The 25,847-nt window shown below is 70.0% G+C and carries 26 protein-coding genes and 1 pseudogene; 11 read left to right on the top strand and 16 right to left on the bottom strand.

The window, feature by feature from the left end; all coding sequences use genetic code 11:
* Nucleotides 1-186 precede the first annotated feature (186 nt).
* Nucleotides 187-810 carry a DUF3995 domain-containing protein gene (locus K2224_RS17760; RefSeq protein WP_221909777.1) on the top strand — a complete coding sequence of 208 codons (624 nt, stop codon included), beginning with the start codon at nt 187-189 and terminating at the stop codon, nt 808-810.
* A gap of 48 nt (nt 811-858) precedes the next feature.
* Here the strand turns inward: K2224_RS17760 and K2224_RS17755 are convergent, their stop codons facing one another.
* Nucleotides 859-2,838 carry a heavy metal translocating P-type ATPase gene (locus tag K2224_RS17755; RefSeq protein WP_221907489.1) on the bottom strand — a complete coding sequence of 660 codons (1,980 nt, stop codon included), beginning with the start codon at nt 2,836-2,838 and terminating at the stop codon, nt 859-861.
* 112 nt (nt 2,839-2,950) lie between these two features.
* Here K2224_RS17755 and K2224_RS17750 point away from each other — a divergent pair, with 112 nt between their 5' ends.
* Nucleotides 2,951-3,352: a metalloregulator ArsR/SmtB family transcription factor gene (locus K2224_RS17750; protein ID WP_221907488.1), complete on the top strand. Its 402-nt coding sequence runs from the start codon at nt 2,951-2,953 to the stop codon at nt 3,350-3,352.
* 87 nt (nt 3,353-3,439) lie between these two features.
* Here the strand turns inward: K2224_RS17750 and K2224_RS41700 are convergent, their stop codons facing one another.
* The 11 genes and pseudogenes from K2224_RS41700 to K2224_RS17695 all read right to left on the bottom strand — a co-directional run bounded on the left by K2224_RS41700 (nt 3,440) and on the right by K2224_RS17695 (nt 13,359).
* Complete coding sequence (locus K2224_RS41700; RefSeq protein ID WP_399020075.1) at nt 3,440-3,895, bottom strand: LysR substrate-binding domain-containing protein; 456 nt, start codon at nt 3,893-3,895, stop codon at nt 3,440-3,442.
* 229 nt (nt 3,896-4,124) lie between these two features.
* Complete coding sequence (locus K2224_RS17740) at nt 4,125-4,676, bottom strand: DUF4142 domain-containing protein (protein ID WP_221907485.1); 552 nt, start codon at nt 4,674-4,676, stop codon at nt 4,125-4,127.
* Between the two features lie 384 nt (nt 4,677-5,060).
* Entirely contained in the window at nt 5,061-5,279 is a 219-nt protein-coding gene (locus tag K2224_RS17735; RefSeq protein ID WP_221907484.1) for a hypothetical protein, read from the bottom strand.
* 147 nt (nt 5,280-5,426) lie between these two features.
* Nucleotides 5,427-6,269, bottom strand: coding sequence for an amidohydrolase (locus K2224_RS17730; RefSeq protein WP_221907483.1), 843 nt, complete (start codon nt 6,267-6,269; stop codon nt 5,427-5,429).
* A gap of 32 nt (nt 6,270-6,301) precedes the next feature.
* Nucleotides 6,302-6,418 (bottom strand): annotated as a pseudogene (locus K2224_RS17725) (L-rhamnose mutarotase); the annotation flags it as partial.
* 2 nt (nt 6,419-6,420) lie between these two features.
* Nucleotides 6,421-7,464 (bottom strand): aldo/keto reductase, encoded by a 1,044-nt coding sequence (locus tag K2224_RS17720; RefSeq protein WP_221907482.1) that lies wholly within the window; start codon nt 7,462-7,464, stop codon nt 6,421-6,423.
* Nucleotides 7,464-8,246 (bottom strand): SDR family NAD(P)-dependent oxidoreductase, encoded by a 783-nt coding sequence (locus tag K2224_RS17715; protein WP_221907481.1) that lies wholly within the window; start codon nt 8,244-8,246, stop codon nt 7,464-7,466. The genes K2224_RS17720 and K2224_RS17715 overlap by 1 nt, the downstream gene beginning before the upstream one ends.
* Nucleotides 8,243-9,613 (bottom strand): L-fuconate dehydratase, encoded by a 1,371-nt coding sequence (locus K2224_RS17710; protein WP_260692741.1) that lies wholly within the window; start codon nt 9,611-9,613, stop codon nt 8,243-8,245. Before K2224_RS17710 ends, K2224_RS17715 begins: the two co-directional genes overlap by 4 nt.
* Nucleotides 9,614-9,732: 119 nt before the next feature.
* Entirely contained in the window at nt 9,733-10,773 is a 1,041-nt protein-coding gene (locus K2224_RS17705) for an ABC transporter permease (RefSeq protein ID WP_221907479.1), read from the bottom strand.
* Nucleotides 10,766-12,286 carry a sugar ABC transporter ATP-binding protein gene (locus tag K2224_RS17700; RefSeq protein WP_221909775.1) on the bottom strand — a complete coding sequence of 507 codons (1,521 nt, stop codon included), beginning with the start codon at nt 12,284-12,286 and terminating at the stop codon, nt 10,766-10,768. The genes K2224_RS17705 and K2224_RS17700 overlap by 8 nt, the downstream gene beginning before the upstream one ends.
* 14 nt (nt 12,287-12,300) lie before the next feature.
* On the bottom strand, nt 12,301-13,359 hold the full coding sequence (locus K2224_RS17695; RefSeq protein WP_221907478.1) for a sugar ABC transporter substrate-binding protein: 1,059 nt from the start codon (nt 13,357-13,359) through the stop codon (nt 12,301-12,303).
* Nucleotides 13,360-13,616: 257 nt separating this feature from the next.
* On the opposite strand from K2224_RS17695, the gene K2224_RS17690 reads away from it, so the two are divergent.
* Together K2224_RS17690 and K2224_RS17685 are read left to right on the top strand one after the other, a co-directional pair.
* Nucleotides 13,617-14,291: a FadR/GntR family transcriptional regulator gene (locus K2224_RS17690; RefSeq protein ID WP_313904781.1), complete on the top strand. Its 675-nt coding sequence runs from the start codon at nt 13,617-13,619 to the stop codon at nt 14,289-14,291.
* Between the two features lie 206 nt (nt 14,292-14,497).
* Nucleotides 14,498-16,579 (top strand): alkaline phosphatase family protein, encoded by a 2,082-nt coding sequence (locus tag K2224_RS17685; protein WP_221907476.1) that lies wholly within the window; start codon nt 14,498-14,500, stop codon nt 16,577-16,579.
* A gap of 143 nt (nt 16,580-16,722) precedes the next feature.
* Here the strand turns inward: K2224_RS17685 and K2224_RS17680 are convergent, their stop codons facing one another.
* The gene (locus tag K2224_RS17680) at nt 16,723-17,160 is read right to left on the bottom strand and encodes a hypothetical protein (RefSeq protein ID WP_221907475.1); all 438 of its coding nucleotides are present in this window, start codon (nt 17,158-17,160) and stop codon (nt 16,723-16,725) included.
* Between the two features lie 783 nt (nt 17,161-17,943).
* On the opposite strand from K2224_RS17680, the gene K2224_RS17675 reads away from it, so the two are divergent.
* Nucleotides 17,944-18,177 carry a hypothetical protein gene (locus K2224_RS17675; RefSeq protein WP_221907474.1) on the top strand — a complete coding sequence of 78 codons (234 nt, stop codon included), beginning with the start codon at nt 17,944-17,946 and terminating at the stop codon, nt 18,175-18,177.
* Between the two features lie 115 nt (nt 18,178-18,292).
* On the opposite strand, the gene K2224_RS17670 is transcribed toward K2224_RS17675, so the two are convergent.
* Together K2224_RS17670 and K2224_RS17665 are read right to left on the bottom strand one after the other, a co-directional pair.
* On the bottom strand, nt 18,293-18,631 hold the full coding sequence (locus K2224_RS17670) for a helix-turn-helix transcriptional regulator (protein WP_221907473.1): 339 nt from the start codon (nt 18,629-18,631) through the stop codon (nt 18,293-18,295).
* Between the two features lie 197 nt (nt 18,632-18,828).
* Nucleotides 18,829-19,551, bottom strand: coding sequence for an MBL fold metallo-hydrolase (locus tag K2224_RS17665; RefSeq protein ID WP_221907472.1), 723 nt, complete (start codon nt 19,549-19,551; stop codon nt 18,829-18,831).
* Nucleotides 19,552-19,671: 120 nt separating this feature from the next.
* On the opposite strand from K2224_RS17665, the gene K2224_RS17660 reads away from it, so the two are divergent.
* The 4 genes from K2224_RS17660 to K2224_RS17645 all read left to right on the top strand — a co-directional run bounded on the left by K2224_RS17660 (nt 19,672) and on the right by K2224_RS17645 (nt 23,523).
* Nucleotides 19,672-20,232 (top strand): SDR family NAD(P)-dependent oxidoreductase, encoded by a 561-nt coding sequence (locus tag K2224_RS17660; RefSeq protein ID WP_221907470.1) that lies wholly within the window; start codon nt 19,672-19,674, stop codon nt 20,230-20,232.
* A gap of 273 nt (nt 20,233-20,505) precedes the next feature.
* On the top strand, nt 20,506-21,309 hold the full coding sequence (locus K2224_RS17655; RefSeq protein WP_221907469.1) for a hypothetical protein: 804 nt from the start codon (nt 20,506-20,508) through the stop codon (nt 21,307-21,309).
* Nucleotides 21,310-21,433: 124 nt separating this feature from the next.
* Nucleotides 21,434-22,051 (top strand): class F sortase, encoded by a 618-nt coding sequence (locus tag K2224_RS17650; protein ID WP_221907467.1) that lies wholly within the window; start codon nt 21,434-21,436, stop codon nt 22,049-22,051.
* Nucleotides 22,052-22,281: 230 nt separating this feature from the next.
* The gene (locus K2224_RS17645) at nt 22,282-23,523 is read left to right on the top strand and encodes a sensor histidine kinase KdpD (RefSeq protein ID WP_221907466.1); all 1,242 of its coding nucleotides are present in this window, start codon (nt 22,282-22,284) and stop codon (nt 23,521-23,523) included.
* A 27-nt stretch (nt 23,524-23,550) separates the two neighbouring features.
* On the opposite strand, the gene K2224_RS17640 is transcribed toward K2224_RS17645, so the two are convergent.
* Nucleotides 23,551-24,774: an amidohydrolase family protein gene (locus tag K2224_RS17640; RefSeq protein WP_221907465.1), complete on the bottom strand. Its 1,224-nt coding sequence runs from the start codon at nt 24,772-24,774 to the stop codon at nt 23,551-23,553.
* 66 nt (nt 24,775-24,840) lie between these two features.
* Between K2224_RS17640 and K2224_RS17635 the strand changes: the two genes are divergently transcribed.
* Together K2224_RS17635 and K2224_RS17630 are read left to right on the top strand one after the other, a co-directional pair.
* Complete coding sequence (locus K2224_RS17635) at nt 24,841-25,461, top strand: TetR/AcrR family transcriptional regulator (RefSeq protein ID WP_221907464.1); 621 nt, start codon at nt 24,841-24,843, stop codon at nt 25,459-25,461.
* A 31-nt stretch (nt 25,462-25,492) separates the two neighbouring features.
* Entirely contained in the window at nt 25,493-25,828 is a 336-nt protein-coding gene (locus K2224_RS17630; RefSeq protein WP_221907463.1) for a hypothetical protein, read from the top strand.
* The last annotated feature ends 19 nt before the right edge of the window (nt 25,829-25,847 follow it).

Below are 25,847 nucleotides of genomic sequence, written 5' to 3'. Positions count from 1 at the left end.
GGTTCAGGGGCGCTCGGCCACTGCGACTGGTGTTCCCGGAGGGCGCACGGGTGCGTTCGCGATGCGAGCCGCGGCGACGTTCGCCACCGGCCCTCTCTCCAGGCGGACTTGAGCGGGCTGGACCTGCCAGGGTCGCCCGGACGGGCGCGGGAAGGCAGGACGGACCATGATCGAGTCATGTCAATCATGCGTTCCTTGGGCGACGAGGCGCGTCCCGATCCCGACTCGGCGCTCCGCCTCCACCTGAGCAGATGGCCTGGATACGCCGCTGCGGTATGGGGGTTCCTGTTCGCGGTGCCCAGCTTCGTCTGGGCGACGGGCAACACCTTCGGCGCCCGGTCGACGGTGTCGCCGTCATTGGTGCGGCTCGCTCGCGACGGAGTGCCGTGGTTCTTGACGGTCCTGGTGGTGACCGGCCTTCTGAAGCTCGTCGGGGCCCTGGTCGGCATCGGTCTGACGCGACCGCGGGGCATGCGGATCAGCCGGCTCCTGGTGTTCTGCGGCGGTGGCGCGGCGATCCTGCTCACCTGGCATGGTGGCCTCTTCGTCCTCCACGGCATGCTGGTCGAGACCGGCGTCGCCGCTGTCGAGCCGGATCTGGCTGCGCTGACTGGCTGGTACCTCTACCTGTGGGGGCCGTGGTTCATCGCCGGCGGTCTGACCTTCGCCGGGGCCACCGCGCTGTATCTGCGCCACCTTCGTCAGCTGCGTCACCGTGGTGATCGGCGCCGGTTGCGGCTCTACTGTGCTGCGGGAGCGCTCGTTGCCTTGGCCCTGTCCGTGGCCTCGACGGTCACGGGGATCGGTTGAGATCGGGGGTGGGATCGGGGGTGGGTACCAAGGGCGGTTCGGGCGCGGTCACCGCACGCCCTCGCCGTGGGCGCGGCGCCAGGCGGTGTCGGCCAGCAGGCGAAGGCCGTTGAGGCCCACGATGACGGTGGAGCCCTCGTGGCCTGCGACACCCAACGGGAGCGGCAGGGCGCCGACCAGGTCCCAGACGACCAGGCCGGTGATGAACACCGCGGCGATGACCAGGTTCTGCACGACCAGACGGCGGGCGCGGCGGGAGAGGCGGACGACGGCGGGGATGGTGGCCAGCTCGTCGCGCACCACGACGGCGTCGGCGGTCTCCAGGGCGAGGTCGGAGCCGGCGCGGCCCATCGCGACGGCGGTGTGGGCGGCAGCCAGGGCAGGGGCGTCGTTGACGCCGTCGCCGACCACCAGCACCTTCCGCCCCGCCTGCTCCAACTCGCGCACCGCGCGCACCTTGTCCTGCGGCAGCATCCCGGCCCGGACGTCCGTGATGCCGACCTCCTCGGCGAGCCGGGTGGCCGCGCGCGGGTTGTCACCGGTGACCAGCACCGGGGTGGTGCCCGTCAGCTCGCCCAGGGCGGCGACGGTGACCGCGGCCTCCTCGCGCAGCCGGTCGGCGATGCCCAGCATCCCCACCGGCGTCCCGTCGAGGGTGACCAGTACGGCGGTGCGGCCCGCTTCCTCCAGGCCCGCGGCCACGGCGAGGGCCCGGTGGGCGGGGTGGTCGTCCAACAGACGGGCGGGGCTGCCGATCGCAACGGCCCTGCCCTCCACCGTGGCCGTCACGCCGGCGCCGGGGGTGGAACCGAAGTTCTCCACCAGCGGGATGTCCAGGGTGCGGGCACGAGCGGCGTCCACGATCGCGCGGGCCAGCGGATGCTCACTGGGATGCTCGGCCGCGGCCGCAATCCGCAGCAACTCGTCCTCGGTCAGCCCGGAGCCGGCCAGCGGGCGGACTTCGGTGACGCGCGGGGTCCCCTCGGTCAGCGTGCCGGTCTTGTCCAGGGCGACCGCGTCCACCTGTCCCAGACGTTCCATGACCACGGCGGACTTGACCAGCACGCCGTGGCGGCCGGCGTTGGCGATGGCCGACAGCAGCGGTGGCATGGTCGCCAGCACGACCGCACACGGCGAGGCGACGATCATGAAGGTCATGGCGCGCAGCAGCGTGGTCCGCAGATCGGCGCCGAAGGCCAGCGGAAGGACGAACAGGGCGAGGGTGGCGGCGACCATGCCGAGGCTGTAACGCTGTTCGACCTTCTCGATGAACAGCTGGGTGGGGGCCTTGGTCTCGGAGGCTTCCTCGACCATGGCCACGATCCGGGCGATCACCGAATCGGACGGGTCGCGCTCGACCGTCACTCGCAGCGCTCCGGTGCCGTTCAGGGTGCCGGCGAAGACCTCGTCGCCCTCCTGCTTGGCCACCGGCAGGGGCTCGCCGGTGATCGTGGCCTGATCCACCTCGCTGGCTCCGTCCAGCACCCGGCCGTCGGCGCCGATCCGCTCACCGGGACGTACGAGGACGGTGTCGCCCACGCCGAGTCGCGCGGTCGGCACCGTCTCCTCGTTGCCGTCCTCGGCGAGCCGGGTGGCGGTGGTGGGGGCGAGGTCGAGCAGACCGCGCACCGAGTCGGCGGTGCGGGCGGTGGCGATCGCCTCCAGGGCGCCGGAGGTGGCGAAGATGACGATCAGCAGCGCACCGTCCAGCACCTGCCCGATCGCCGCTGCCCCGAGCGCGGCGACCACCATCAGCAGGTCCACGTCGAGGGTCTTCTCCCGTAGGGCCTGCAAACCTGCCCAGCCCGGCTCCCAGCCGCCGGCGACGTAGGTGAGGGTGAACAGCGACCCCCACGTCCAGCTCGGCGCACCGGCCAGGTACAGCGGCAGCGCGATCAGGAACAGGACCAGCGCCGCGGCCGCCCAGCGGGCCTCGGGCAGCGCGAAGATCCTGGTCCGGCGCCGTGGCGCGGCCGCGTCGCGGACAGCGTCCCCAGGCGGGGCAGGGCGGGTGAGAGTGGAAGACATCGGAGCGATCCCCTGAGTGAGAACGGCAGTGGACGGCGTTCAATCCCACCCAGCGTAACAGGAACGAATGAACATCGATTCATGTATTCATGGCGCGTCGTACCATGGGTGCATGGGTCACGGAGCCGCACCGCCTTCCAGCAACGTCCCGCGTGCACGCCTGGACGCGGCCAGCGCCGCCAAGGTCGCCACGACCCTGCAGGCCCTGGCCACCCCCTCCCGCCTGCTCATCCTCGCGCGCCTGCGGGAAGGAGCCCTGCCGGCGACCGAACTGGCCACCGAGGTGGGCATGGAGCAGTCCGCCTGCTCCCACCAGCTGCGGCTGCTGCGCAACCTCGGCCTCGTCACCGGCACCCGCAAGGGCCGCTCGGTCGTCTACGCCCTCTACGACAACCACGTCGCCGAACTCCTCGACCAGGCCCTCTACCACGTCGAGCACCTTCGCCTCGGCCTGACCGACGAGGCGCTGCCAGCCCAGGAACCGCAGCGCGAATCCGCCGCCCGGCGCAGCTGAGACCTGTGCCCTGAAGGCCGGTTGCCGGAAGCGAAGGTCGGGCATCGCAGCGCCAGATCCGAGCACGCCCCGGACGTCAACTCCCGTTCACAGGCACCGGCCCGGGCGGCCAGGCCGGGAACGGCCGGGCGTCGGTGTCACCTGCTGGGCCCCTGGCGACCAAACGCCGTACCGGCGAAGGGGAATCGCGCAAGGGCACCCGTACCAGCTTCGGCTCCCGCGGAACCGGTGCGAGGCGCGGCACCAGCGCGGTCCCGAAGCCGTGGGCGACCAGCGCGGCCACCGCGTACCAGCCCACCGCAGCATGCGCCGTCCAGGTGTGAACCCGGCCGCGAGCCCGGCCGCCGTCAGTAGTTGCTCTTGATCGTGCGGGTCTCCGGCCCTGACCCATGTCTCCTCGGCGGCCTCCGCCAGATCGATGCCGTCCGTGCGGGCCGCGAAGCGGTGCCTGGCCGGCACGATCACATCGAGCGGTTCCTCCCGTAGCGACAGTTGAGTCAAGCGCGCATCGCCCTGTGCCGGACCGTACGCCGCGACAACCAGAAGCCGACGCCGATGCCGCCGACCAGCAGAACCGCTCCGACGCCTTCACAGATCAGGCGGCGGGGTGCGACCTGCTGGGACCACCGCAGCCGGTGTTCCGGAGCGGTTTTTCTTGTCCAGTCATACCTCAACGGCCTTGGTGGTGGCGTTCGTTACGTCCAGCTGAGCCGCAGAGCGGCGGCATGCGTTGCTGCCGCCGCCCTCTGACTGCCATCTCCGGTGTCGGCGATCAGGTTCGGGTGCCCGTCCGTACCTTGACGGCGTGGCAGGTTCCGCCGCTGACCGCCTGGAGGTGCTTTGCCACTGTGGGCCGGGCGGCTCGGGCGGTCGCGCGGATCTTGGAGTCCTTGCCGGAGGACACTTCCTTGTCGATCAGCGCGAGGGCCTGCCGGTGGCTCGTGTCCTGGACCTGCAACCACACCTGCTTGTAGTTCCGCTTACCGTGCAGGGACTTCAGAGTGGTGAGTTGATTCAGCTGGGTGGCTGCCGCCGTGGAGGGCAGGGTGATTCCCTTGCTGCGGGCCAGCGCCACGACCTGCGCATCGAACGTGGTGTGGTCGCGCACGAACATGTCCGCTGCCTGTTTCACACAGGTGCTGGTGGTGTGCTTCTGGGCATCCTTGGCGGTGGCGATCTCGGCGAGATTGCCCTGGTGAATCATCTTGAGGAAGGTGGCGTCGGCTCCGGCGACCGGGGCTGCCGCCGTGGCCGGAACAGTGAGTCCGGCCATGGCGAGCGCCATGGTTGCGACGGCTGTGCCGCGCGGGCGGTTCATTCGCATGGTGTCCTCCACGTGTCCGTGGAACCGGATGATGAGCCGGCCGATGGGCCGAGCGCCCCGCGCAACGGACGCGCCGGACCACCGTCTCCCGGGCCATGCTGACTGCCTTCGCCACCCGCTCGCTTTCCGAGCAGTCCGACGGAAGTGACACATCTCCCGGGGAACCCGGGCCTGGCCTGAGCAACCTGACCATGCACGGTCGCACGATCAGGTGCGCCCGAACGGGTGAAGGATGGGCACCGCCACAATCAGGACCTGCTCCGCACCCGTCCGGGCGAAGGGGCCGCGTGTGCGGTCTGTCAGCCGGACCGAGCGTTGCGGAGGTGAGCCCTCCGCCACAGTGCACCCGTACCCCACCGTGTTCCCCCGACGCGGTGGGGCTCCCTATCGGTCGCCGCCCCACTCGTGGGGCTTCGCTCCGCGCCATTCAACCCAGGCGGGATCGTCGAGGACCTCCTCGGACGCGTCGACGCCGGCTCGGCGCAGGAACTCGATCACGTCAGCATCCCGGTACGCCAGCCCGAGAATCTGCCCACGCGCGACGACTCGCCTACCGCCGGTCGCTGACAGCCGGTGGATCACGATGGGCGCGTCGTACCGCATCCCTCCAGCGTGTGCCGAGCGGCCCCGCTGAGCAGGTCAGCGGTTGGACAGGAAGACCGCAGATGCCAGTAGCCGCACGCCGCGTAAGAGCCGCCGCTGGGTCGCTGGGGGGCATTTCCCGTAGAACTCGGGAGCGGATTCGCCCGGTCACCTCCCGTACACGCGCTCCGCGGTGCCCGTCCACACGGCGGCCTTGTCGTCCGGGCCGAGACCCGCGAGGAGCGCACCGGTGGCGTCCACCACCTCGGCGTAGCTCGCGGCGAGCGTGCACACCGGCCAGTCGGATCCGAACATCAACCGCCGCGGGCCGAAGGCGTCGAGCACGGTTTCCGCGTAGGGGCGAAGAGCGTCGACCGTCCATGTGTGCCAGTCGGCCTCGGTGACCATGCCGGACAGCTTGCAGACGGTGTTCGGGAGCGAGGCAAGTTCCCGGACGGCCTGCGACCAGGGCTCCAACTGGCCTGAGGCGATGGGTGGTTTGCCCAGGTGGTCCAGTACGAAGGTGAGTTCGGGCAGGTGCCGGGCGGCGGACGCCGCTGCGGGCAACTGGTGCGGCAGGACGACCACGTCGTACACGAGTCCCGCCGCCGCCACCGTTCGCAGACCGCGCAGTACTTCGGGGCGGGTGAGCCACCAGGGGTCGGGCTCCCCCTGCACCTGGTGGCGGATGCCCCGCAGCCACTCGCCGCCGGGCAGGGCACGCAACCGGTCCAGCTCTCCGGCCACGTCGGAGGCGGTGAGGTCGGTCCAGCCGACCACTCCGGCCACCATGTCGCTCTCGGCCGCCAGCGCCAGGAGCTCCGGGGTCTCCTCCGCCACCGTGATCGTCTGGACGAGGACGGTGCGGTCGACGCCTGTGACGAGGGTCTGCGGTCCCAGGTCGGAGAGGGCGAAGTCGCGGCGCAACGAGGCGAGTTCGGGCCCCGAGATCCAGTCCTGGTCGCGCACGGAGAGGTCCCATACGTGGTGGTGCGCGTCGATGATGCCCATGGGCCTCACAGCTCCCACACGACGGGCAGACCGGCGGTGGCCCCGGCAGCGCGGACGGCGGCCGTCAGCTCCTGCGGCACTTCGCGATGAGTCGCCGCGTACGCCGCGATCCGGTCCGCACGGACCTTGGTGTGCAGGGTGATGCGCATCGCTATCGGGCCTCCGGCACGGGGACGTGGCGCGGTAGCAGGGCCGCTGCGCGCAACCCGTCCCACACGTCGGCCGGGACGGGTACGTTCAGGAGCGTTGCCGCGTCCCGAACCTCCGCCGGCGACCGCGCGCCGGTCAGCACACTCGCCACGGCCGGGTGACCGAAGGGGAAGTGGAGGGCGGCGGCGCGCAGCGGTATGCCGTACGCCTCGGTGATCTCCCGCATCCGCAGCGCCCGGTCCAGCAACTCGCCGGGGGCCACCGCGTAGTTGTACGTGGCCCCTGGACCGGTGTTCGCCAGGAGCCCGGAGTTGAGGACACCGCCGATGATGACGCCCTTGCCGCGGTGGGTGGCGGCGGGCAGCAGTTCGGCGAGCGCGGGTTGTTCGAGAAGGGTGTAGCGGCCGGCGCACAGTACCGTGTCGACGTCCGTGTCGACGAGGAAGCGGGTGAGCATCGCGGTCTGGTTCATGCCTGCGCCGATGGCTCCCACCATGCCTTGCGAGCGGAGCCGTTCCAGTGCGGGGTAGGTCTCGCGGAACGCCTGCTCGCCGTGGTCGTCGGGGTCGTGGATCAGGGCCAGGTCGATGCGGTCGAGGCCGAGGCGGGTCAGGCTCTCCTCCAGGGAGCGCCGCACCCCGTCGGCGCTGAAGTCCCACACCCGGCGATGGGTGGCGGGGACGGCGAAGCCGTTCGCGATGTCGGAGCCTCCCCCCTCGTACGGCTCCAGGAGGCGGCCCACCTTGGTGGAAATGGCGTACTCCGTCCGGGACTTGGTGCGCAGCACTGCGCCCAGGCGCCGCTCGGAAATACCCAGGCCGTAGTGCGGCGCGGTGTCGAAGTAGCGGATGCCCGCGTCCCAGGCCGCCTCGATGGTGGCGGCGGCGCTCTCCTCGTCGACCGGGCTGTAGAGCCCGGCAAACGCGGCGCCGCCGAGGCCGAGCGTGGTGACCTCGACGCCGCTGCGGCCCAGGGAGCGTCGCGGCACGGCATCGGTGGGCGGGTCGGCCGCGCCTCCGGTGGTGTCCGCCGCGTCGGCTGCCATCAACGATCCACCGGACGCAGTCGCAGGCCCTGCATGCCGCCGTCCACGGCCAGGGCGGTGCCGGTCACCGAGGCCGCGCCGGGCCCGGCCAGATAGGCGATGGCGGCTGCCACCTCGTCGGCGGTGACCAGACGGCCCATCGGCTGGCGCGCGGCCAGCGCGGCGCGCTCGGCGGCGGGATCGGTGGCCTGCTCCAACAGCCGCCCCACCCAAGGGGTGTCCACCGTCCCGGGGTTGACGCAGTTGACGCGGATCCCTTCGCGGAGATGGTCGGCTGCCATCGCCAGCGTCAGCGACCGGACCGCGCCCTTGCTCGCGCTGTACAGCGCGCGCTGCGGCAGCCCGGCCGTTGCGGCGATGGAGCAGGTGTTGACGATCGAGGCGTGCGCCGATTCCCGAAGGTGGGGCAGCGCGGCGCGGGTGGTGCGCACCATGCCGAGGACGTTGACGCCCAGCACCCGCTCCCACTCCGCGTCGTCGTTGTCCTCGACCGTGCCGGTGGCGCCGATCCCGGCGTTGTTCACCAGGATGTCGATGCCGCCCAGGTCGTCGGCGGCTTCCGCCACCGCCGTGATGACGGCGGCGTCGTCCGCCACATCCGCGGTGTAGCCGCGCAGCGGAGCGGTCGCGGCAGCCGGATCGAGGTCGAGGACCGCCACTGCGGCGCCGCGAGCGGCCAGGAGCCGGGCCGTGGTCAGACCGATGCCGGAGCCGCCGCCGGTGACGATGGCCGTCCGGCCGTGCAGTTCTCCGTCGTGGCCGGTCACGGTGCGTGTACTCATGCTTCTGCCTCCTTGTCGGCGGCGCCGTCGGCCGCCCAGAACGTGCCGTCGGGGTGGCGGTAGGCGTCGATGGACTCCTGCCTCATCTGTGCCGAGAACCCGGGCGCGGTCGGGACGGCGTAGCACCCGTGCTCGATGCGGACCGGGTCGACGAAGTGCTGGTGCAGATGGTCGACGTACTCGATGACGCGGTCCTCGGTCGTCCCCGACAGCGCGACGTAGTCGAACATCGAGAGATGCTGGACGAGTTCGCACAGTCCGACTCCGCCGGCGTGCGGGCAGACCGGCACCCCGTACTTGGCGGCGAGCAGCAGGATGGCGAGGTTCTCGTTCACGCCGCCGACGCGGGCGGCGTCGAGCTGGAGCACATCGATCGCGCCGGCCTGGAGTAGTTGTTTGAAGACGATGCGGTTCTGCACATGCTCGCCGGTGGCGACCTTCACCGGGGTCACGGCCTTGCGTATCGCCGCATGGCCGAGGATGTCGTCCGGGCTGGTGGGCTCCTCGATCCAGTACGGGGCGAACTCGGCCAGGGCCCGGGTCCATTCGACGGCCTCGTCGACGTTCCAGCGTTGATTGGCGTCGACTGCGATGCGGATGTCGGGGCCGACGGCTGCGCGGGCGACCCGGCAGCGGCGTATGTCCTCGTTGAGGTCGGCGCCCACCTTCAGCTTGATCTGCCGGAAGCCGTCCGCGACTGCCTGGCGGGCGAGGCGGGTGAGCTTCTCGTCCGAGTAGCCGAGCCAGCCTGGGGATGTGGTGTAGCCGGGATAGCCGGTCGCGTGCAGGCGCGCCGCGCGATGCGGGGCACCCTCGCGGCCGCGTTCGAGAAGTTCGAGGGCTTCGGCGGGGGGCAGCACGTCGGCGATGTAGCGGTAGTCGATCTGACCGGCGAGCCACTCGGGCTCGGCGTCGGCGAGCAGTTGCCACAGTGGCTTGCGGGCCCGCTTGGCGGCGAGGTCCCATACGGCGTTCACCACCGCGCCTGTCGCCATGTGTATGACGCCCTTTTCCGGCCCCAGCCAGCGCAGTTGGCTGTCACCGGTGAGGTCACGGCTCACCGAGCCGGGGTCCGCGCACAGTGCGTCGACCGGCCGGCCGACCAGGTAGGGTCTCAGCGCCTCGATGGCGGCGACCTGGACGTCGTTGCCCCGCCCGATGGTGAAGGTGAAGCCGTGCCCTTCGGTGCCGTCTTCGGCGTCGGTGCGCAGCACCAGATAGGCGGCGGAGTAGTCGGGGTCGGGGTTCATCGCGTCGGAGCCGTGGAGCTCGCGCGAGGTGGGAAAGCGGATGTCGTAGGTGTCCACGGCGGTGATCCGCGGAAAGTCCGGGGGCACCGCTGCGGGGGAGCCGGCAGTCACGGGCACGGGGCCTGGTCCACTGATAGGGCCGCTTTCATGGGTCCTCCTTGTTTGGGCGCGCGGGTGGTGCGCGGGCAGGGGGCCTCGCCGACGCGGACCCGGCAAGCCGGTGAGTGCGGTCGGGTTCAGTCCTGTGCGCGGCCGGTGGTGACGCGGGCGATCATCAGGGCGACGAGGATGATGCCGCCGTAGATCGCCTGGATCCAGAAGGACGGCACCTGCGCGAGGGTCAGCAGATTCTGTACGACGCCGAGCAGCAGGACTCCGGTGAAGGCACCGGACATGGTTCCTTTGCCGCCGTCCAGGCCGATACCGCCGATGACCGCGGCCGCGAACACCGTGAAGATCATGTTCTGGCCCTGGTTGGCGTTGATGGCGCCGACGTAGCCGGTCTGCATCAGACCGCCGATCGCCGCGAGAACACCGGCGACGGCGAAGACTCCCAGCATCACCCGCTCGACGCGGATGCCGGCGGCGCGGGCCGCCTCCGGGTTGCCGCCGATCGCGTACAACGCCCGTCCCCAGCGGTGGTACCTGAGCACCAGACCGGCGCCCCCGAAAGCGGCCACCGCCACCCATACCGACATCGGGACGGAGAGGAAAGTAGCGGTCGCCAGAGCGAAGAAGGCGTCCGGCATCCCGAAGAGGGTCTTGCCCTCGGTCGCGCCGACCAGCACGCCGCGCAGGATGATCAGCATGGCGAGCGTGACGATGAACGCGTTGAGCTTGAACTTCACCACCAGGACCCCGTTGAGCGCCCCGACCACCGCACCGGCCACCACGCTCGCCAACAGTCCCGTGGCGACGGGCCATTCGGTGCCGAAACCGGCGTCGGCCGCGGGAAGCACGAGCAGCGCCCCGAGCGCGGGCGCGATGCCGACGACCGATTCGAGGGACAGATCGAACTTCCCGGTGATCAGCACGAGGGACTCGGCGAGCACCACCATGGCGAGCGCGGCCGAGGCGCCGAGGACGGAGACGAGATTGCGTTCGGTGAGGAAGGAGTCGTTGACCACCGAGCCGATGACCAGCAGGGCGAGGAGCGCGGGCACGAGGGCCAACTCGCGCGCTCGGCGCAACAGCACATGGGTGGGTGCGCCCGGTGCGGTGGCCGTGGGCGTGGCGGCGGGGGCGTCCCGTACGGTCGGGGCCTTGGCGTCAGCCACGGTCGACTCCTTCGATCGAGGCGATCAGCTCGTGGTCGGTCCAGCCGGCCGGGTGCTCGGCGACGACGCGGCCGTGGAACAGCACCAGGACGCGGTCGCAGCGCCGCAGGTCGTCGAGCTCGTCCGAGACGACGAGCACCGCGGTCCCGTCCTCGCGGGCACTGTCGACCCGGGCGAGCAGTGACTCCTTGGACTTCACGTCCACCCCGGCGGTCGGGTTGATCAGGACCAGGAGGCGGGGATCGCGGGCCAGGGCGCGGGCCATGACGACCTTCTGCGCGTTGCCGCCGGACAGGTCGGAAACCGGCTGCTCGGGACCTTCGGCGTGGATGTTCAGACGCTGGATGAGGCCCCTGGCCAAGGAACGCTTGGCAACGGGGCTCACCAGGCCGTATCGGCCGAGCCGGTCGAGGACGCTCATGGTGGTGTTGTCGGCGATGGTCATCCCGGACACCAGCCCTTGTTCGTGCCGGTCCCGGGGGACACAGCCCACACCTGCTCGCAACGCGGCGGAGACGTCGCCGAACGGCAGCCGTGCGCCGTCCAGTTCCGCCTGCCCCGCGGTCGGGGTGTGCAGCCCGGCGAGGCTCTCGGCCAGCTCGGTCTTGCCGCTGCCGCTGGATCCCGCCAGGCCGACCGCCTCACCGCGGCGGACGGACAGGTCCACGTCCTCGAACACGCCGCCGGCGCCGGTGAGTCCGCGTACGTCGAGACGTGTGGGCGTGTCGGCGGGCGTCGTGGGGAGGGCGACGGCACCACCGCTCGCCGCCGCCGTACCACCTGCCACCACCTCGCCCGCCATGGCCTCGACGAGGGCGCTGCGCGGCAGCTCCGCCACCGGCGCGGTGGTGATCCAGCCCGCGTCGCGCAGCACGGTCACCGTCTGGCAGACCTCGTACACCTCCTGCAGATGGTGCGAGATGAACAGGAAGGTCACACCGGACTCCTGCAGGCTGCGCATCCGGTCGAAGAGCCGTCCGATCTCCCTGTTGTCGAGCTGCGCGGTGGGTTCGTCGAGGATGATGAAGCGGGCACCGAAGCTCAACGCCCTGGCAATCTCCACGAGTTGGCGGTCCTCGACCTTCAGCTCCGCGGTGATGGCATCGGGCGCAACGCCTACGCCCCAGGCGTCGAGGAGTTCGGCGGCCTGCGCCCGCATGCGGCGCCAGCTGATGAAGCCTCCCCGGCCGGTGGGCTGCCGGTTGACGAAGAGGTTCTCGGCGACCGTGAGGCCGGGGACGACGGTGGGCTTCTGGTAGACACAGGCGACCCTGCGGCGCCAGGCATCGCGGTCGGCGAGCGGCGGCGCAGCTTCCCCGTCGAAGGTCACCGTTCCCGCGTCGGGAGCCTGAAGCCCGGTGAGGATCGAGACCAGAGTGGATTTTCCCGCACCGTTGCGGCCGGCCAGGGCGTGGGACTCGCCGGGCACGACGGTCAGCCGGCCGTCGCGCAGCGCCACGGTGGGCCCGTAGCGCTTGACGATGCCCTCGGCGACGACCAGCGGGCGGGTCATGGCGTCGACGGCACTCACTTGACCGTGTTTCCCCACAGCTTGGGGTCGTCGACGTTCGCCTTGGTGACCAGGGGCGCCGGCAGTTGGTCTTCGAGCAGGCCGTTGGGCAGCCTGACGATGGTCGAGTCGTGGTCCGTCGGGCCGGGCTCGAACGTCCTCCCCTTCATGGCGGCCTTGATGTAGTACATGGCGTACTTGGCGTACGAGTCCGCCGGCTGGGAGACGGTGGCGTCGATCCGGCCCTTGCGGATGGCGTCGAACTCCTGCGGGATGCCGTCGTTGGAGACGATCGTGATGTGCCCCTCCTCACCCGTCTTCTTCAGCATCCCCTTGGACTTGAGGGTCCGTAGGGTGGGCGCCAGGTAGACGCCGCCGGCCTGGAGGTAGATGCCCTTGATGTCGGGGTTGGCGTTCAGGAGCGTGTCGAGCTTGGCGGCCGCCGCGTCGGACTCCCACTTCGCGGGAATCTCCAGGACCTTCAGGCCGGGGTGGTTCCTCCGGACACAGGTCCGGAACGCCTCGGAGCGCTCACGCCCGTTGACCGCGGCGAGGTCGCCCATGACCTGCACCACCTTGCCCGACGTGACCGCCTTTCCCAGGTACTCGCAGGCCCTCTGGCCGTACGCCTTGTTGTCCGCCCGTACGACCATGGCGACCCTGCCCTTTTCCGGAGCGACGTCCACGGCGACCACCGGGACACCCCTGCGCTCGGCCTGGTCCAGGCCCGCGGCGATCGCGGCACTGTCCAGTGGGGCCACCACGAGACCCTTGACGTCCTGGTTGAGCTGGTTGTCGATGTCGGTGATCTGCTGGGACGGGTCGCTGTTGGAGTTCACCGCCTTCAGGGCGTCCACGCCCTCCGACGTCGCCATCTTCGGCACATAGTCGTTGTACGACTGCCAGAACGGCGATGTGAGCAGGGGCAGCACGACGCCGACCTTGCCCTCGCCGCCTCCTTTGCCGCCGGCGGCGTCTCTGGTGCTTCCGCACCCTGCCAGAGCGAGAGCGGCACAGGCTGCCGCAGCCGCCGCGCGGGCTGTCCGCGAGGAGAATCTCGGGGTCTTGCCGGCCATAGCTGCAGCTCCTCACCGATGGCGGTGCACTGAGTCATGGGGGTTGCGGGACGCCAAGGAGGTGGACGGCCGGGTTGCTTCACCGGTCGGCACGACTATTCATCGGACCATTCAGCCGTGTCAATGGGCCCTCATCGGTTTTCTCGCCAGAAAAAGCCGTAGTGGTCCGACCAATTGCGGAACTAGACTCCGCGCAGCGAACCTGGGAGGCGGAAGTGACGACGCGCGCGGAGCAGGCGGAGGAGCCGAAGGGAACGGTGACGCAGCGCGCCATCGACCAGATCAAGTCGATGATCGGGGAGGGACGGCTGGCGCCGGGGCAGCGCCTGCCCACGGAACGCGAGTTCGCGACCCGCCTCGGGATCTCCCGCAACTCGATGCGTGAGGCGGTCCGTGCGCTGACCACCATGGGCGTACTGGAGGCCCGACACGGTTCGGGGATCTACGTGACCCAGCTCGAGGCGGGCAACCTCCTGGGGACCTTCGGCGCCGTCGCGGACCTCTCGCCGGGCCCGCGAATGCTCGAACTCCTGCAAGTGCGCCGGGTGTTGGAGTCCACCGCGACGGCCCTCGCCGCCGCGCGCATCGGTGCGGAGCGCCTGGCCGAGGTGGCGCAGCACCTTGCGGCGATGCGGGCGAGCGCCGATCCGGAGGAGATCCTCGCGCACGACGTCGCCTTCCACCGCGCGATCGGGAGGGCCTCGGGCAACGAGTCCATGGCGGCGATCCTCGAAGGGCTCTCGTCACAGACGTTTCGCACGCGGGTGTGGCGCGGCTACGAAGAGGAGGGCGCTTTTGAACGGACCCACATCGAACACACGCGGATCTACGAAGCCCTGGTCGACCGCGATCCCGACTCGGCGGCCGCCGCGGCGTCCGTACACGTGGCGGGTGTCGAACGCTGGCTGAGAAACCAACTGGACGGCGCATAGCCGCACCTGCCGACAAGGCGGTCCGACAGGGCCGCCGACGCCCTCCGCGCAGACGAACCACCAAGGCCGCAGACTGCGACGCCCATTGCGGTCGACGTCCGGCTGACCACCGCTCGGGCGGAGTTCACACAGCGTTGGTTTCCACTCGCTTCGATACCGGCTGCGGTATCCGCCCCCGAGTGTCCACGCCCTTGCGAGGAGCTTTCATGGCCCCCGATCTGATCACCCCGACGCCCGAGCCCGAGTTCGGCGACAGCCCCGAGACGGCGACCGGAGCCACCCGCCGTCGCTTCCTTCAGGGCGCGGGGGTCGCCGCCGGAACGCTGGTGATCGGCGGGACCGCCGGGACGGGCGATGCGTACGCCGCCCCGGAGCCCGGTCAGGTCCCGCCGAGGGGCTACCGGCGCAACATGTCCGACCTGAAGCACGTCGTGATCCTGATGCAGGAGAACAGGTCCTTCGACCACTACTTCGGCACCTTCCCCGGCGTGCGCGGCTTCAACGACAAGCAGGCGCTGCGGTTCCAGGACGGCACCACTGTCTTCCAACAGAAGGACGGCAGCGGCAACATCGTCACCCCGCAGATCGACGACGGAGCCTGGGGCAACGACCACGGAGCCTGGGGCGACGTCGACCATCGCAAGTGGGACCGGTGGGTGCAGCACAACGGCGCGAGCTGCATGAACCACCACAGCGACGCCTACATGGGCTTCTACCGTTCGCTCGCCGCCCAGTACACCATCGCCGACCAGAACTTCTGCTCCGAGTTCGGGCCGACCGACCCCAACCGCAAGTACCTGTGGAGCGGTACGGCCAACACCGAGACGGGCAACACCGACGAGTCCAACTACTCCCGCCCCTGGATCACGGTGGCCGAGCAGCTCCAGCAGGTCGGCATCGACTGGCGGCTCTACTCCGACAACAGCGGCAACGGGCGACAGGGTTACCTCAGCAGCTGGGTCGGCGACTACGGCGACAACGAGCTGAAGTACTTCAAAGGGTTCGACCCGGAGGGGCTGAGCGCCGACGACCCGAAGCTGCGCCCCGGCACCGGGCTGATCTGGCGCGGCAACGCCACGTACTACTCCGGCATGACCTCGCCGAACGACGACTCCGACGACAACCTCGACGCCGTTCTCAAGAGCTTTCATGACGCCTGCCGGCCGGACGCGGAACACCCGCTGCCGGCAGTCTCCTGGATCGTGGCGCCGTACGGCTGGTCCGAGCACCCGGACGCGGACAGCCTGCACGGCGAGCGCTACGTCAAGAAGGTGCTCGACATCCTCCAGAGCAACCCCGACATCTGGAACCACACCCTCTTCATCCTCAACTACGACGAGAACGACGGGAAGTTCGACCACGTGCTGCCGCCGTGGCCTGAGCCGGGCACGTCGCGCGAGTACGCCGGCGACTACCCACTCGGCTTTGGCCCCCGGGTGCCGATGCTGCTGGTGTCTCCGTGGACCCGCGGCGGGTACGTGGTCTCGGAAGTCTTCGACCACACTTCGACGATCAAGTTCCTCGAGACCTGGGCGACCCACCTCGGCAAGCCGTTCCGTTGCCCCAACATCAGCGACTGGCGGCGCTCGATCGCGGGCGACCTGACCAGTGCCCTCGACTTCGCCCACCCGCAACCGGGGCCCGCCGCCTTGCCGGACCCACTCGCCGAGCGGTCGGTGCCGATCGCGGCCGACCACATGAAAGCGCGCCCGCTGAGCTTCCATCCGCACGCGACGATCTCGGAGGACAGCGCGTCGGGCACGGTCACCGCCAGGATGACCCTGACCGGCGGCCCGACGGGCAAGGCCATGAGCTTCCAGGTCTTCCCCGACAAGTACCGGGCGTTCTCCAACACGCCGTTCACCGTCACCGTGCGCAAGCCGCGTGAGTACACCTGGGACACCAAGGCCACCGAGGGCAAGTACGCGTTCTCGATCTACTCCAACGACGGCTTTGTGCGGTCTTTCGCCGGCCAGGTCGCGCCCGCCGGAAAGAGGGACGCCGGCCTTGCACGCGTCGAGGTCGACCTGCTGATGGGCGAGGGCACCAAGCGCGAGGCTCAGGTGAAGCTCACGCTGCACAACGACGGCACCAAGCCGATGGACTACAGCCTTACCGCCAAGGACTACCTCGGCGGTACGCAGAAGGTCACGGTGGCCCACGGCGAGAGGAAGGTCGTCATGTGGCCGACCCAGGAGGGCTACTACGACGTGATCGTCACCGTCGGCACCGACATCACTTGGACGCAGCGCTACGCCGGCCGGATCGCCACTGCCGAGAAGGACTGACCGGTCAGGAAGTCCGAGGCGAGCGCAGCCACCCTGGTCGCCAACGCCCCGGTCTCATCGAGCGTTGAGTTGTTGAGTCAAGGTGCCCTCTGGGCGGCCGGAGCCAGCTGCAATGGCTCCGGCCGCCTTCAGACGGGGGGTGGTCAGCCCTCGTACCGTTTGAGGTACAGCTGCTTTCCGCCTTGTTGACTCAGCCAGATGCGGCGCTCTTCACCCGGGCCGACCAGCCGCGGGTTGTCGAACCGATGCGGGACGGCGGAGTCGGGATTGACCGTCACCGTGACGCGCTCCAGGCACCACTCCGGCGTCGTGCCCTCCGGTTCGAGGCGGATGTAGGCCGGGTACCGGTCGAGGTCGTCGGTGTCCAACTCCGGCCTGCGCGGGTCGTTGACCTCGGCCTCCGCGACATTGGAGTCATCCCCCAGGATGTAGGTGAACTCCGAGCCGGTCTCGAAGTCGTCGCCACCGGAGCTCAGCACGAACTCCCGGCCGGCGATCCCGAGATACACCCAGCCGTCGGTGCCGGCCGCACGAACGTCGGCGGTGGTGATCTGCGCAGAGATCTTGGTGATGTCTGCCATTGTGGGTTTCCTTTCTGTGTTCGTGGCACGCCTTTGTGGTGCCACGACGTTCTTGCGCCAAGCCCGTTTCGGCGGTTGCGGACAGCCGTGGGCAGTGACGGTTGCGTGTGCAGCACTGGACCGTTGTAGGAGGGATCCCAGTGAGGCGTGTGAGCCCGATCCCAGGCGCGAACAACTCCCGGGTGATGCCGCGGCCTGGCATTCCTTCGCCATCCGCAGCCGGGCCGCGCGTCGGACGAGCGTGCGGGTAACTGCCCTGATGATCAGGCTCGTTGAGATCCCTACGACATGGACATGCCCGAACAGCGAAGGCCAAAGCCTTCTGCGAACAAAGGGCACCCCAGAGAGCGAATCGCGCTCTTTTCGTACCATCGGAACCGCGAATCGACATCAGTTTCCAAACGATGACCAGCGGCCCTCTACGGGCATCGCCTCCCCGCTGCGAACTGACGTTGCGTCACTGGTCGGGAACGGGAGCACCCTGACTCGCCCGAACCGTGGCCGCGGGGATGGGGAAGACTCGCGGTCGTTACGGGGCGGCCGTGTTCATCGGGGCCATCAACGAGCAGTTGTGGCCTTGGTGAGGTGGGTGGCACCTCGATCGGCGTCGGTGAATCGCAGCTCGGGACGCTCTCAGGCAACTTTCGGTGGCGAGGGAGCAATCGTCCCTACCCGCTCGGCGCCAGCTGGGGTGCTGGCAGCAGTCAGGTGTGCCGGCCCCGCGGAAGCCCAGTCGTCCCGCCCTATCTATTTCCTGAGTTGCGCAACCTCTAAAATGAGGTCATGGATTTTGAGGGGAAGAGGCGCGTGGAGGCGGCGGTGCTCGGCGGAGGGCCGGCGGACGGGCTGCGTATGCGGGTCGCCGATCGGCCTTCGGTGATTCAGGTCACCTATCCGTGCGCGCTGGAGGGGACATCCACGACCGATGTGCGGGCCGAAGCGCTCTACATCTACCGACGTGACTTTCGTGTGAAAGAGGAGCCCCTGCGATACGGGTTCGATGGGGCCAGTCCTTGATGTCGGCGTGACCGGCGCGACGTCTTGTTGTGCGAGCCCAGCGGTCCGGGAGGGGCGCTTCCGCTCCCCGCCCGGACCGCCGGGGCCCAGACATCATTGGGGCTCAGGCTCAGGCTCAGGCGCGGAAACGGTGGGGCTTCGTCCGTGACGCCACTGCGGAGCGGGCGGAGAGTTGAGCGACCAGGAGTCGTACCACCGCGACAACGTCGGGGTCGTCCACGAAGTACACGATCCGTCTGCCCTCCCGCCGGGAGCGCACCAGACCGCCACGCTTCAGCCTCGACAGATGTTGGCTCACCGTGGGCAGTGCAAGGGTGCCGCCGGCCCGCTCCGCGAGGCCCGTCACATCGCTTTCTCCGTGGAGCAGTGTCCAGACGATGCGCAGGCGCGGCGGTGAGCCGAGCAATCCGAACACGGCGGCGGTTTCGTCCAGTACCTCGGCGGACCGGTCCACCACATCATCCTCGCCTTCGCCGCCCTGAGGCACTGTTCGACTTCGCCACTTGGGGCGGCGCTGCCTGCCCGATTGCTCAGTTTAGTTGTTGCGCAAGTCATGTGGGGTCGTTCGCTCAGGAAAGGGCTGGGCGGTAGGTCGCGGACCGCGGCGGACCAGCAGCGCGGACAGGCAGCGATCGAGATGTTCGTCCGGCTCTACGGCGCGAAGTCCCGCAGGCCGTCCGGAAGGTGGCCTTCTCCGGCCTCGGGCGGGGCCGGGCAGGCAGGTGCGGTCTGGCCAATCGAGAAGGTCGTACCGGGCGCGGCATAGTCGATGGGACCGTTGAAGCGGGCCGAGGCGCGTGCCACCGCCTGGTGCGGGATGAGGAAGCGGCCCACATGGGTGACGATCAAGCGGCCCGCCCGAGACGCGCTGGCCGTGTCGCCGGTGTCTTCGGGCGTGTGGTGTACCCACTCGCCCTCGGCCGGTGCCTGGGCGCTCTCCGCCTCACACAGCAACGCATCGCATCCGTCGGCCAGTTGTGTGAGGTTGGCGCACGGCGCCGTGTCCCCGGAGTACACCAGCGATCGGCCCTCGGCCTCGATGCGCACGGCGAACGCCGGGATACCGTGATCGACCGCCCGGCTGGTCAACGTGAGTGCGCCGACGCCCGCCTGATGCCCGTCCCACAACTCGTGGACGGCGAAGGCGGACTCGACCGGGCTGCGCGTCGAGGTGTTGGTCAGGAAGTGGGCCAGCCGGTCTGCGATGCCCGGTGGCCCGTACAGCGGGATGGGCGCGGCAAGCTCGATGTCCGCGAAGAGCGCCGCGTAGTAGGCGGTGAGCAGGTCCGCGCTGTGATCGGCGTGCAGGTGCGAGATCCAGATCGCGTCCAGCTCTCGGTCATGCCGGTGTGCGGCCGCGGTCGACGTGGACATCGGCCGCCGTGGCGCGCTCCGCGGCCTCGACAGACACCTCCGGCATCCCCGCCACCGGTCGCTAGGACTGCCGACCACCTTCGGCCCTCCCGGGCCGCCCGACGACTTACGGAAGATCAGATGCTGCACCACAAGACCAAGCCCCTGCACCCCGCCGGGCGTACCGTCGTCATCACCGGAGCCTCCACCGGGCTCGGCAAACACTGCGCGCTCCAGCTGGAACAGCGCGGCTTCCGCGTCTTCGCCGGTGCCCGTAAAGCCGAGGATGCCGAGAAGCTGCGGGCCGAAGCGTCCTCCGCGCGCCGGAGCCGCGGCCGTATCGTCGATGTCTCCTCGAGGCTGGGAAGCATCGCCACCCCGATATGGGACAAGGCGCGGGAGACCGGCCAGAGGATACTGGACGAGACTCCCCAGGCCATCGCCGAACTCTGCCGAGCACTCTTCGAGGAATTCCTGCGGATGAACGAAGAACGGGCACAGAAACGGGCACAGAGCAGCAACACGCAGCCGGAGGACTTCGCGCGCACCGTCTTCCGCGCACTGACCGCCGCCCGGCCCCGCACCCGCTACTGCGTCGGCAACGATGCCCGGACCGCCGCACTGCTGTCACGCCTGCTGCCCGACACCGCCCTGGACCGCGGCCTCGGCCGGCTCACCAAGGCGCCCAGCGAAGCCAGGTGAAATATCAACCACTTCTCCACGCGGCCGTTTACTTGAATTCCTAACCGTTGCTCGGTGCTTCTCCGTCTTTCGGCCGAGGGAATTCAAAGGCGACTCGGGACTCCCCGGGACCAAAGTCCCGGGACTTGTCGCAGTTTTGTCACCGCGCACTCGCCTTCGGCTCACTGTTACAAATCCGACGGATCGCCGTGATGTGGGATGAATAACTTTCCTGACGTCGCCGCCGAACGGAGCGGACGACAACAGAGACTCGGACCTGCAAAGGAACTCCCGATGACTTCTTCCCACCGCACGGCAACGCGCCGCCGCAACCTCGTACGCACCTCCGCGATATCCGCACTCGCGGGCTCGGCGCTGCTGCTTCCGGCTGCCGCCGCGTTCGCCGACAGCCCGGCTCCTGCGGGCTCCGAGAGCCCGACCGCCGAACAGGGCAAGAAGCAGGACGGCGATCGGAACCAGGAAAACGGCGGCCAGGAAAACGGCGGCCAGAAGAAGCCCGGCCAGGACGAGAGCAGCCAGGACAAGGGCAGCAAGGGCAGTGAGGCCGGTCAGGAGACGGACAAGGGCAAGAAGAGCGAGCGGAAATTCGTCCGCGCCCAGAACCTGGCCGGTGGCTTCACGGCGAAGGTCTACAAGCTCGGCCAGAACCACTTCCAGGCCGACATGTACGCCAAGGCTCCCGACACCGGCAAGCTCATCACGTACGACACGCTGGAGACCAGCGGCGGCAAGCCCGCCTATGGTCAGCACAACGGCGCCCACTTCGTCCTGCAGCCCGACGGCACCATGACCTCCTGGGTCGAGGGCGGCAACAAGAAGCCGGACAACAAGGACGGCAAGAGCAAGGACGCCAAGGCCAAGGACGCCAAGGGCAAGAGGCAGGACCAGGGCACGGCCACCCCGAAGAACCAGGGCAAGGTCATCCCCAAGGGCGGCGTCAAGGCCGGTGCCGAAGGCGTCGAGTCCGGTGACCACACCATGCTGCTCGCCGGCGGCGGTGCGGCCACGGCCGCCGCGGGCCTCGGCTTCGCCGCGCTGCACCGCCGCAGGGCACGCCAGTCCGGCGACAACGCCTGAGCCACCCGCATCCCTCACAGGAGTTGAGGCGGCCCGCCCCTCCCTCACCGGCGCGGGCCGCCCACTTCCCTCCTCCCTCCTCCGTCCTGCTCCAACGACGTTCCGCCCTGCCTCTGGAGTCGCCGTGACCACTCCTCCTGATTTCCGCCTCCGCCGCACCGCGATCGGTGCCGCGCTCGCTCTCGCCCTCGCCGGCGGATTGACGGCGTGTGGCAGCGGTGACACCCCCGGCCCCGACGTCAACATCAACAACGCCGCGACGACCCCGGCCAAGAACACCGCCCCGCCCATGGCGCCGTCCAAGCCCAAGCGCCTGCAGATCCCCGCCGCGGGCGTGAACGCGGGCCCGTTCGTCCCGCTGGAGGTGGGCGGTGACGGAGAGTTGGGCGTCCCGCCGGTGGACAAGGCCGAACAGCCCGGCTGGTGGACCAAGAGCCCGACCCCGGGCGAGAAGGGCGCCTCGATCATCGTTGCCCACTACGACACCAAGAACGGCCCGGCCCTGATGCGCAACGTCAAGAACATCAAGGTCGGCGACGAGATCAAGGTGCTGCGCGAGGACGGCTCCACCGCAACCTTCAAGATCCGCGAACGTCAGCAGGTCAAGAAGGACGCCTTCCCCACCCAGAAGGTCTACGGCGACACCGACCGCCCGGAGCTGCGCCTGCTCACCTGCGGCGGCGAGATCGTCGACGGCCACCGCTCAGCCAACATCATCTTCTACGCCGACCTCGTGAAGTGACCCGCAGCCACCCACGTCCCCCGAGCCCCCGGTAGCCAAGCCCCCGCGCTGCGTCGGGACCGGACCGCCGCACCTCACCCCCGCGGCGCGCAGGTGCCGAGCAGAAACGTGCAACGCGGCGTGCGCTTTCGCCGTCTTGTCCCGGTGAAGACGCATGCGCCGTTGGTGACAGTTCTGCGGGGAAGAGAGAGATGGCATCGCCTACGAGAGGACGCCGGCCCGGTCGTGGCATGGGGGTGCGCGGCCGGATCGCGCTGGCAATCTCCGCGATGGTGATGTCCGCCGGGGCCGTCTTCGGGCTCTTCGCGCACCTCGCGCCCACCCTGGTGCGCGACAGAACGGACCACGTCCGCGAGCACCAACTCATGCGCGTCGCCTCGGCGCTGCACAGTTACCGCCACGACGGTGCACTGGCCGCCGGCTCACGGTGGAACGACGCCTCCCTGCCCGGTCCGCTCGCCGACGTGGCCCGGCGGGGCCGGACCGCCACCTACCTGGGCGGCGGAAGCACCCGGCGCCTGTACGCGGCCGCCGGTATCAGCGGCAAGGTGCTGTCCATCCCCGCGGCCCCCGTGGAGCAGGACCCGTTGCAGACAGCGGTCGACCGGGCCCTGGTGCCGTTGTCCGTCTCGGTGGCCGCGCTGCTTGCGGTGGTGGGCTGGTTCCTGGCGAACGGCCTGTCACGCCGGGTTCGGCTGGAGGCCGCGGCCGCGCCCGATATCGCGATCGGCGGCCGGGCGCCGGAGCCCGGCCACGGCGCCACGGGCCGGGAGGAGGCCGCCGCGCTGGGCCGGTCGTTGCGCGGGCTGACCGCGGCCCTCGTACGGCGGGAGCAGACCGACCGCGAACTGACCGCCGGGATCGCCCACGAGCTGCGCACCCCGGTGACCGGCGTGGTCGCCGCCTCCGATCTGCTGCCCCATCCACGGGCGGTGGAGATGGTCCGCACCGGGGCGCAGCGGTTGAGTGCGCTGGTCGGGGAGCTGGAGGAACTCTCTCGACTGGACTCGGGCACGGAGCGCCCGCGCCGGGAACCGCTGCACCTGGCCCCACTGGTGCGGAACGCCATGACGGGTCGGTCCCGGGACGACGGCGACGACGGCTCGGCCACCGTCTCCGTCACGGTGGTCGACGAAGGCCGGGTGGTGGAGACGGACCCGGACCGTGTGGACCGGATCCTTGCGATCCTGTTCGACAATGCCGTCCGGCACGGCCGCTCGCCCGTCGAGATCACGGTGGACGGGACGCGCGTCGTCATCCGTGACCACGGCCCCGGCCTACCGGAGGAGTTGATCGTCGACGGGCCGCGCCGGTTTCGCACCGGCGCCCCGGACCGAGGCACCGGCCGTGGTCTGGGACTGGCCATCGCCACCGGGCATACGGCGCTGCTCGGTGCAAGGCTGCGGCTGGACAACGCCGCAAGCGGTGGCGCCCAGGTGACCCTTGAGTTCCCCGAGCCCGGTGACGACTGAGCGTTCCGGGCGGGCTGCCCGCCGGTCTCAGTCGACGACGGCACCGGCCTTGATCACGTGGCGCAGATGCCGCTCGGGACGGGTGAGGACGGTCAGATCCGCCAGCGGATCGCCGTCCACGACGAGCAGGTCGGCGTGTGCGCCCGGCGCGAGGGTGCCGATGTCGCCCTCCATCCGCAGCAGCCGGGCCGCCGTGCTGGTGGCCGAGCGGATCACATCCGCCGCGGGCTGGACCTCGGCGCGCAGCGTGAACTCCGCCAACTGGGCCGGGTGCAGCGGCCCGAGCAGGTCGCTGCCGTAGACCAGGTTGACGCCCGCGCGGTGGGCCTTCTCCAGCGCGGCCAGTCCCTGGTCGCGGACCTCGGTGAGCTTGCGGTAGGACGACTCCGGCAGGCCGGACTGCCGGCTGAGCTTCGCCGTCTCCTCGTAGGCGATCAGGGTGGGAACCAGGAAGGCGTCCCGCTCCACCAGAAGGGCGACGGTCGCATCGTCGATCAGGTTGCCGTGTTCGACGCAGCGGACGCCGGCCCGCAGGGCCCGGTCGATGGCGCGCGGATGGTAGGCGTGCGCGGTGACGTACCGGTTGTGGTTCTCCGCCTCCTGCACGGCGGCGCGTATCTCCTCCTCGCTGTACTGGACTGCCGCGATCTCGTCGTGCGGTGAGGCCACCCCGCCGGAGAGCAGCACCTTCAGGTGTGCGGCGCCCTTGCGGAACTCGTCCCGGGCTGCCGCGCGGACGGCGTCGACACCGTCCGCGATCCGGGCGAAGTTCGGCCGGCCCTCGCAGCAGGGCACCGAGTCGTCCCCGAGCGGGCGCAGGTCACCGTGGCCGCCGGTCTGGGAGAGCGCCTTCCCACCGTGGACGAGCCGCGGTCCGAGCGCCAGCCCCTCGGCCAGGGCCTGGGCCATGCCGTGGTCGGCGCCGCCGACGTCGCGGACGGTGGTGAAGCCCCGGCGCAGCATCCGTTCGGCTTCCGCAAGAGCCCGAACGGTCAGATATCCGGGGGTCCAGGAGGCGATGGCGGACAGGTTGAGGGAGGTGATCAACAGATGGACGTGGGCGTCGATCAGACCGGGCAGCACGGTGGCGCCGGCCGCGTCGAGCACCTGCACGTCCGGGCCGGCGCCGGGCGGGCGGCCGGTGCCGGTGGCGGCTATCCGGCCGTCGGCGACCTCCATCCAGGACGGGTCGGTACGGATGCCGGTCTCGGGATGGAGCAGGTGGGCGTCGGTGATCAGCAGTCGGCTCATGGCGAAGGTCCTTCCCGACCTCGTTTCAATACGACCCGTATTGAATACACCATGTATCGTGATGTTGTGAATCCCACTCCGGTCGAACCCTCCGCGCCCCGGCCCCCGCGGCGCCGCGTCCACACCAGAGCCCGCATCCTGTCCGCGGCGGGCGAACTGTTCCTGTCCGCGGGATACGCGCGGACGAGCATCGAGGACATCTGCGCCGCGGCCGGCTACACCCGCGGGGCCTTCTACTCCAACTTCGCCACCAAGGAGGACCTGCTGCTGGCCCTCTTCGACGACCAGGCGGCCGAGCGGATCACCGAGCTGGAGCAACTGGCCGCCGCAGCAGAACAGTTGGGGGCCGAGGAGCGGGCGCAACGCCTGGTCGAGGCGCTGCTGCGGGTCGAGGCCGCCGAAACCGGATGGATCCTGCTCTTCCTGGAGTTCCGCCTGCTGGCCGCCCGCACCTCCGAGCTCGCCGAGCGGGTCGCCGCACACGACCGTACGGTGACGGCGGCACTGGCGGCCCTGCTGGAGCGGGTCCTGCCCGAGTTGGTACCGCCGGGTGCCGCCGCCGAGCAGGCAGCCGAAGTGATCCTGGCCGCACGCGAGGGCCTGCTCGCCCGTACCGCCGCGGGCGGCCCGGCAGCCGAGGGCCTGCTGAACGCGACGACGGCGGTGCTGACCGGGCTGCTGGGATGACGCCCGGTCCCGCCCGCTCCGCGTCGCGGAAATGGGCACGGCCACCGGCTTCAACGCGGCCCTGCTGTGCGCCCTTCTCGGCGACCAGGCAGTCACCACCATCGAACTGGACACCGCACCGGGTCGGGAGCCCGACGCACCCTGCGACCTGATCCTGGCAACGTTCTCCGTGGACCGGCTTCCGCCCGCCTGGCGAGCACAGTCCGCACCCGGCGGACGCATCATCACCCGCTGGAACTCCGCCTGGTGCTGCTACGGCACCCTCGCGCTGACCACCCACCACGACGGCAGCACGACGTCGGACTCACAACGGCCTACGACCGCCGGCAGACTCTCGGCCGCCCGAGCGTCGACCAGCACGGCATGACCGTGGAGCCCCAGGCACG

It is taken from the genome of Streptomyces sp. BHT-5-2, from assembly GCF_019774615.1.
In the GTDB taxonomy this organism is placed as follows: domain Bacteria; phylum Actinomycetota; class Actinomycetes; order Streptomycetales; family Streptomycetaceae; genus Streptomyces.
Note: the sequence above shows the minus strand (reverse complement) of the source record. Positions and strands in the feature narration are given on the sequence as shown.

What these genes read in the sequence shown, in the direction of transcription:
- K2224_RS17760 (WP_221909777.1), top strand. Translation starts at nt 187, where the DNA reads ATGCGTTCCTTGGGCGACGAGGCGCGTCCCGATCCCGACTCGGCGCTC.
- K2224_RS17755 (WP_221907489.1), bottom strand. Translation starts at nt 2,838, where the DNA reads ATGTCTTCCACTCTCACCCGCCCTGCCCCGCCTGGGGACGCTGTCCGC.
- K2224_RS17750 (WP_221907488.1), top strand. Translation starts at nt 2,951, where the DNA reads ATGGGTCACGGAGCCGCACCGCCTTCCAGCAACGTCCCGCGTGCACGC.
- K2224_RS17740 (WP_221907485.1), bottom strand. Translation starts at nt 4,676, where the DNA reads ATGCGAATGAACCGCCCGCGCGGCACAGCCGTCGCAACCATGGCGCTC.
- K2224_RS17735 (WP_221907484.1), bottom strand. Translation starts at nt 5,279, where the DNA reads ATGCGGTACGACGCGCCCATCGTGATCCACCGGCTGTCAGCGACCGGC.
- K2224_RS17730 (WP_221907483.1), bottom strand. Translation starts at nt 6,269, where the DNA reads ATGGGCATCATCGACGCGCACCACCACGTATGGGACCTCTCCGTGCGC.
- K2224_RS17720 (WP_221907482.1), bottom strand. Translation starts at nt 7,464, where the DNA reads ATGGCAGCCGACGCGGCGGACACCACCGGAGGCGCGGCCGACCCGCCC.
- K2224_RS17715 (WP_221907481.1), bottom strand. Translation starts at nt 8,246, where the DNA reads ATGAGTACACGCACCGTGACCGGCCACGACGGAGAACTGCACGGCCGG.
- K2224_RS17700 (WP_221909775.1), bottom strand. Translation starts at nt 12,286, where the DNA reads ATGACCCGCCCGCTGGTCGTCGCCGAGGGCATCGTCAAGCGCTACGGG.
- K2224_RS17695 (WP_221907478.1), bottom strand. Translation starts at nt 13,359, where the DNA reads ATGGCCGGCAAGACCCCGAGATTCTCCTCGCGGACAGCCCGCGCGGCG.
- K2224_RS17685 (WP_221907476.1), top strand. Translation starts at nt 14,498, where the DNA reads ATGGCCCCCGATCTGATCACCCCGACGCCCGAGCCCGAGTTCGGCGAC.
- K2224_RS17680 (WP_221907475.1), bottom strand. Translation starts at nt 17,160, where the DNA reads ATGGCAGACATCACCAAGATCTCTGCGCAGATCACCACCGCCGACGTT.
- K2224_RS17675 (WP_221907474.1), top strand. Translation starts at nt 17,944, where the DNA reads ATGGATTTTGAGGGGAAGAGGCGCGTGGAGGCGGCGGTGCTCGGCGGA.
- K2224_RS17665 (WP_221907472.1), bottom strand. Translation starts at nt 19,551, where the DNA reads ATGTCCACGTCGACCGCGGCCGCACACCGGCATGACCGAGAGCTGGAC.
- K2224_RS17660 (WP_221907470.1), top strand. Translation starts at nt 19,672, where the DNA reads ATGCTGCACCACAAGACCAAGCCCCTGCACCCCGCCGGGCGTACCGTC.
- K2224_RS17655 (WP_221907469.1), top strand. Translation starts at nt 20,506, where the DNA reads ATGACTTCTTCCCACCGCACGGCAACGCGCCGCCGCAACCTCGTACGC.
- K2224_RS17645 (WP_221907466.1), top strand. Translation starts at nt 22,282, where the DNA reads ATGGGGGTGCGCGGCCGGATCGCGCTGGCAATCTCCGCGATGGTGATG.
- K2224_RS17640 (WP_221907465.1), bottom strand. Translation starts at nt 24,774, where the DNA reads ATGAGCCGACTGCTGATCACCGACGCCCACCTGCTCCATCCCGAGACC.
- K2224_RS17630 (WP_221907463.1), top strand. Translation starts at nt 25,493, where the DNA reads ATGGGCACGGCCACCGGCTTCAACGCGGCCCTGCTGTGCGCCCTTCTC.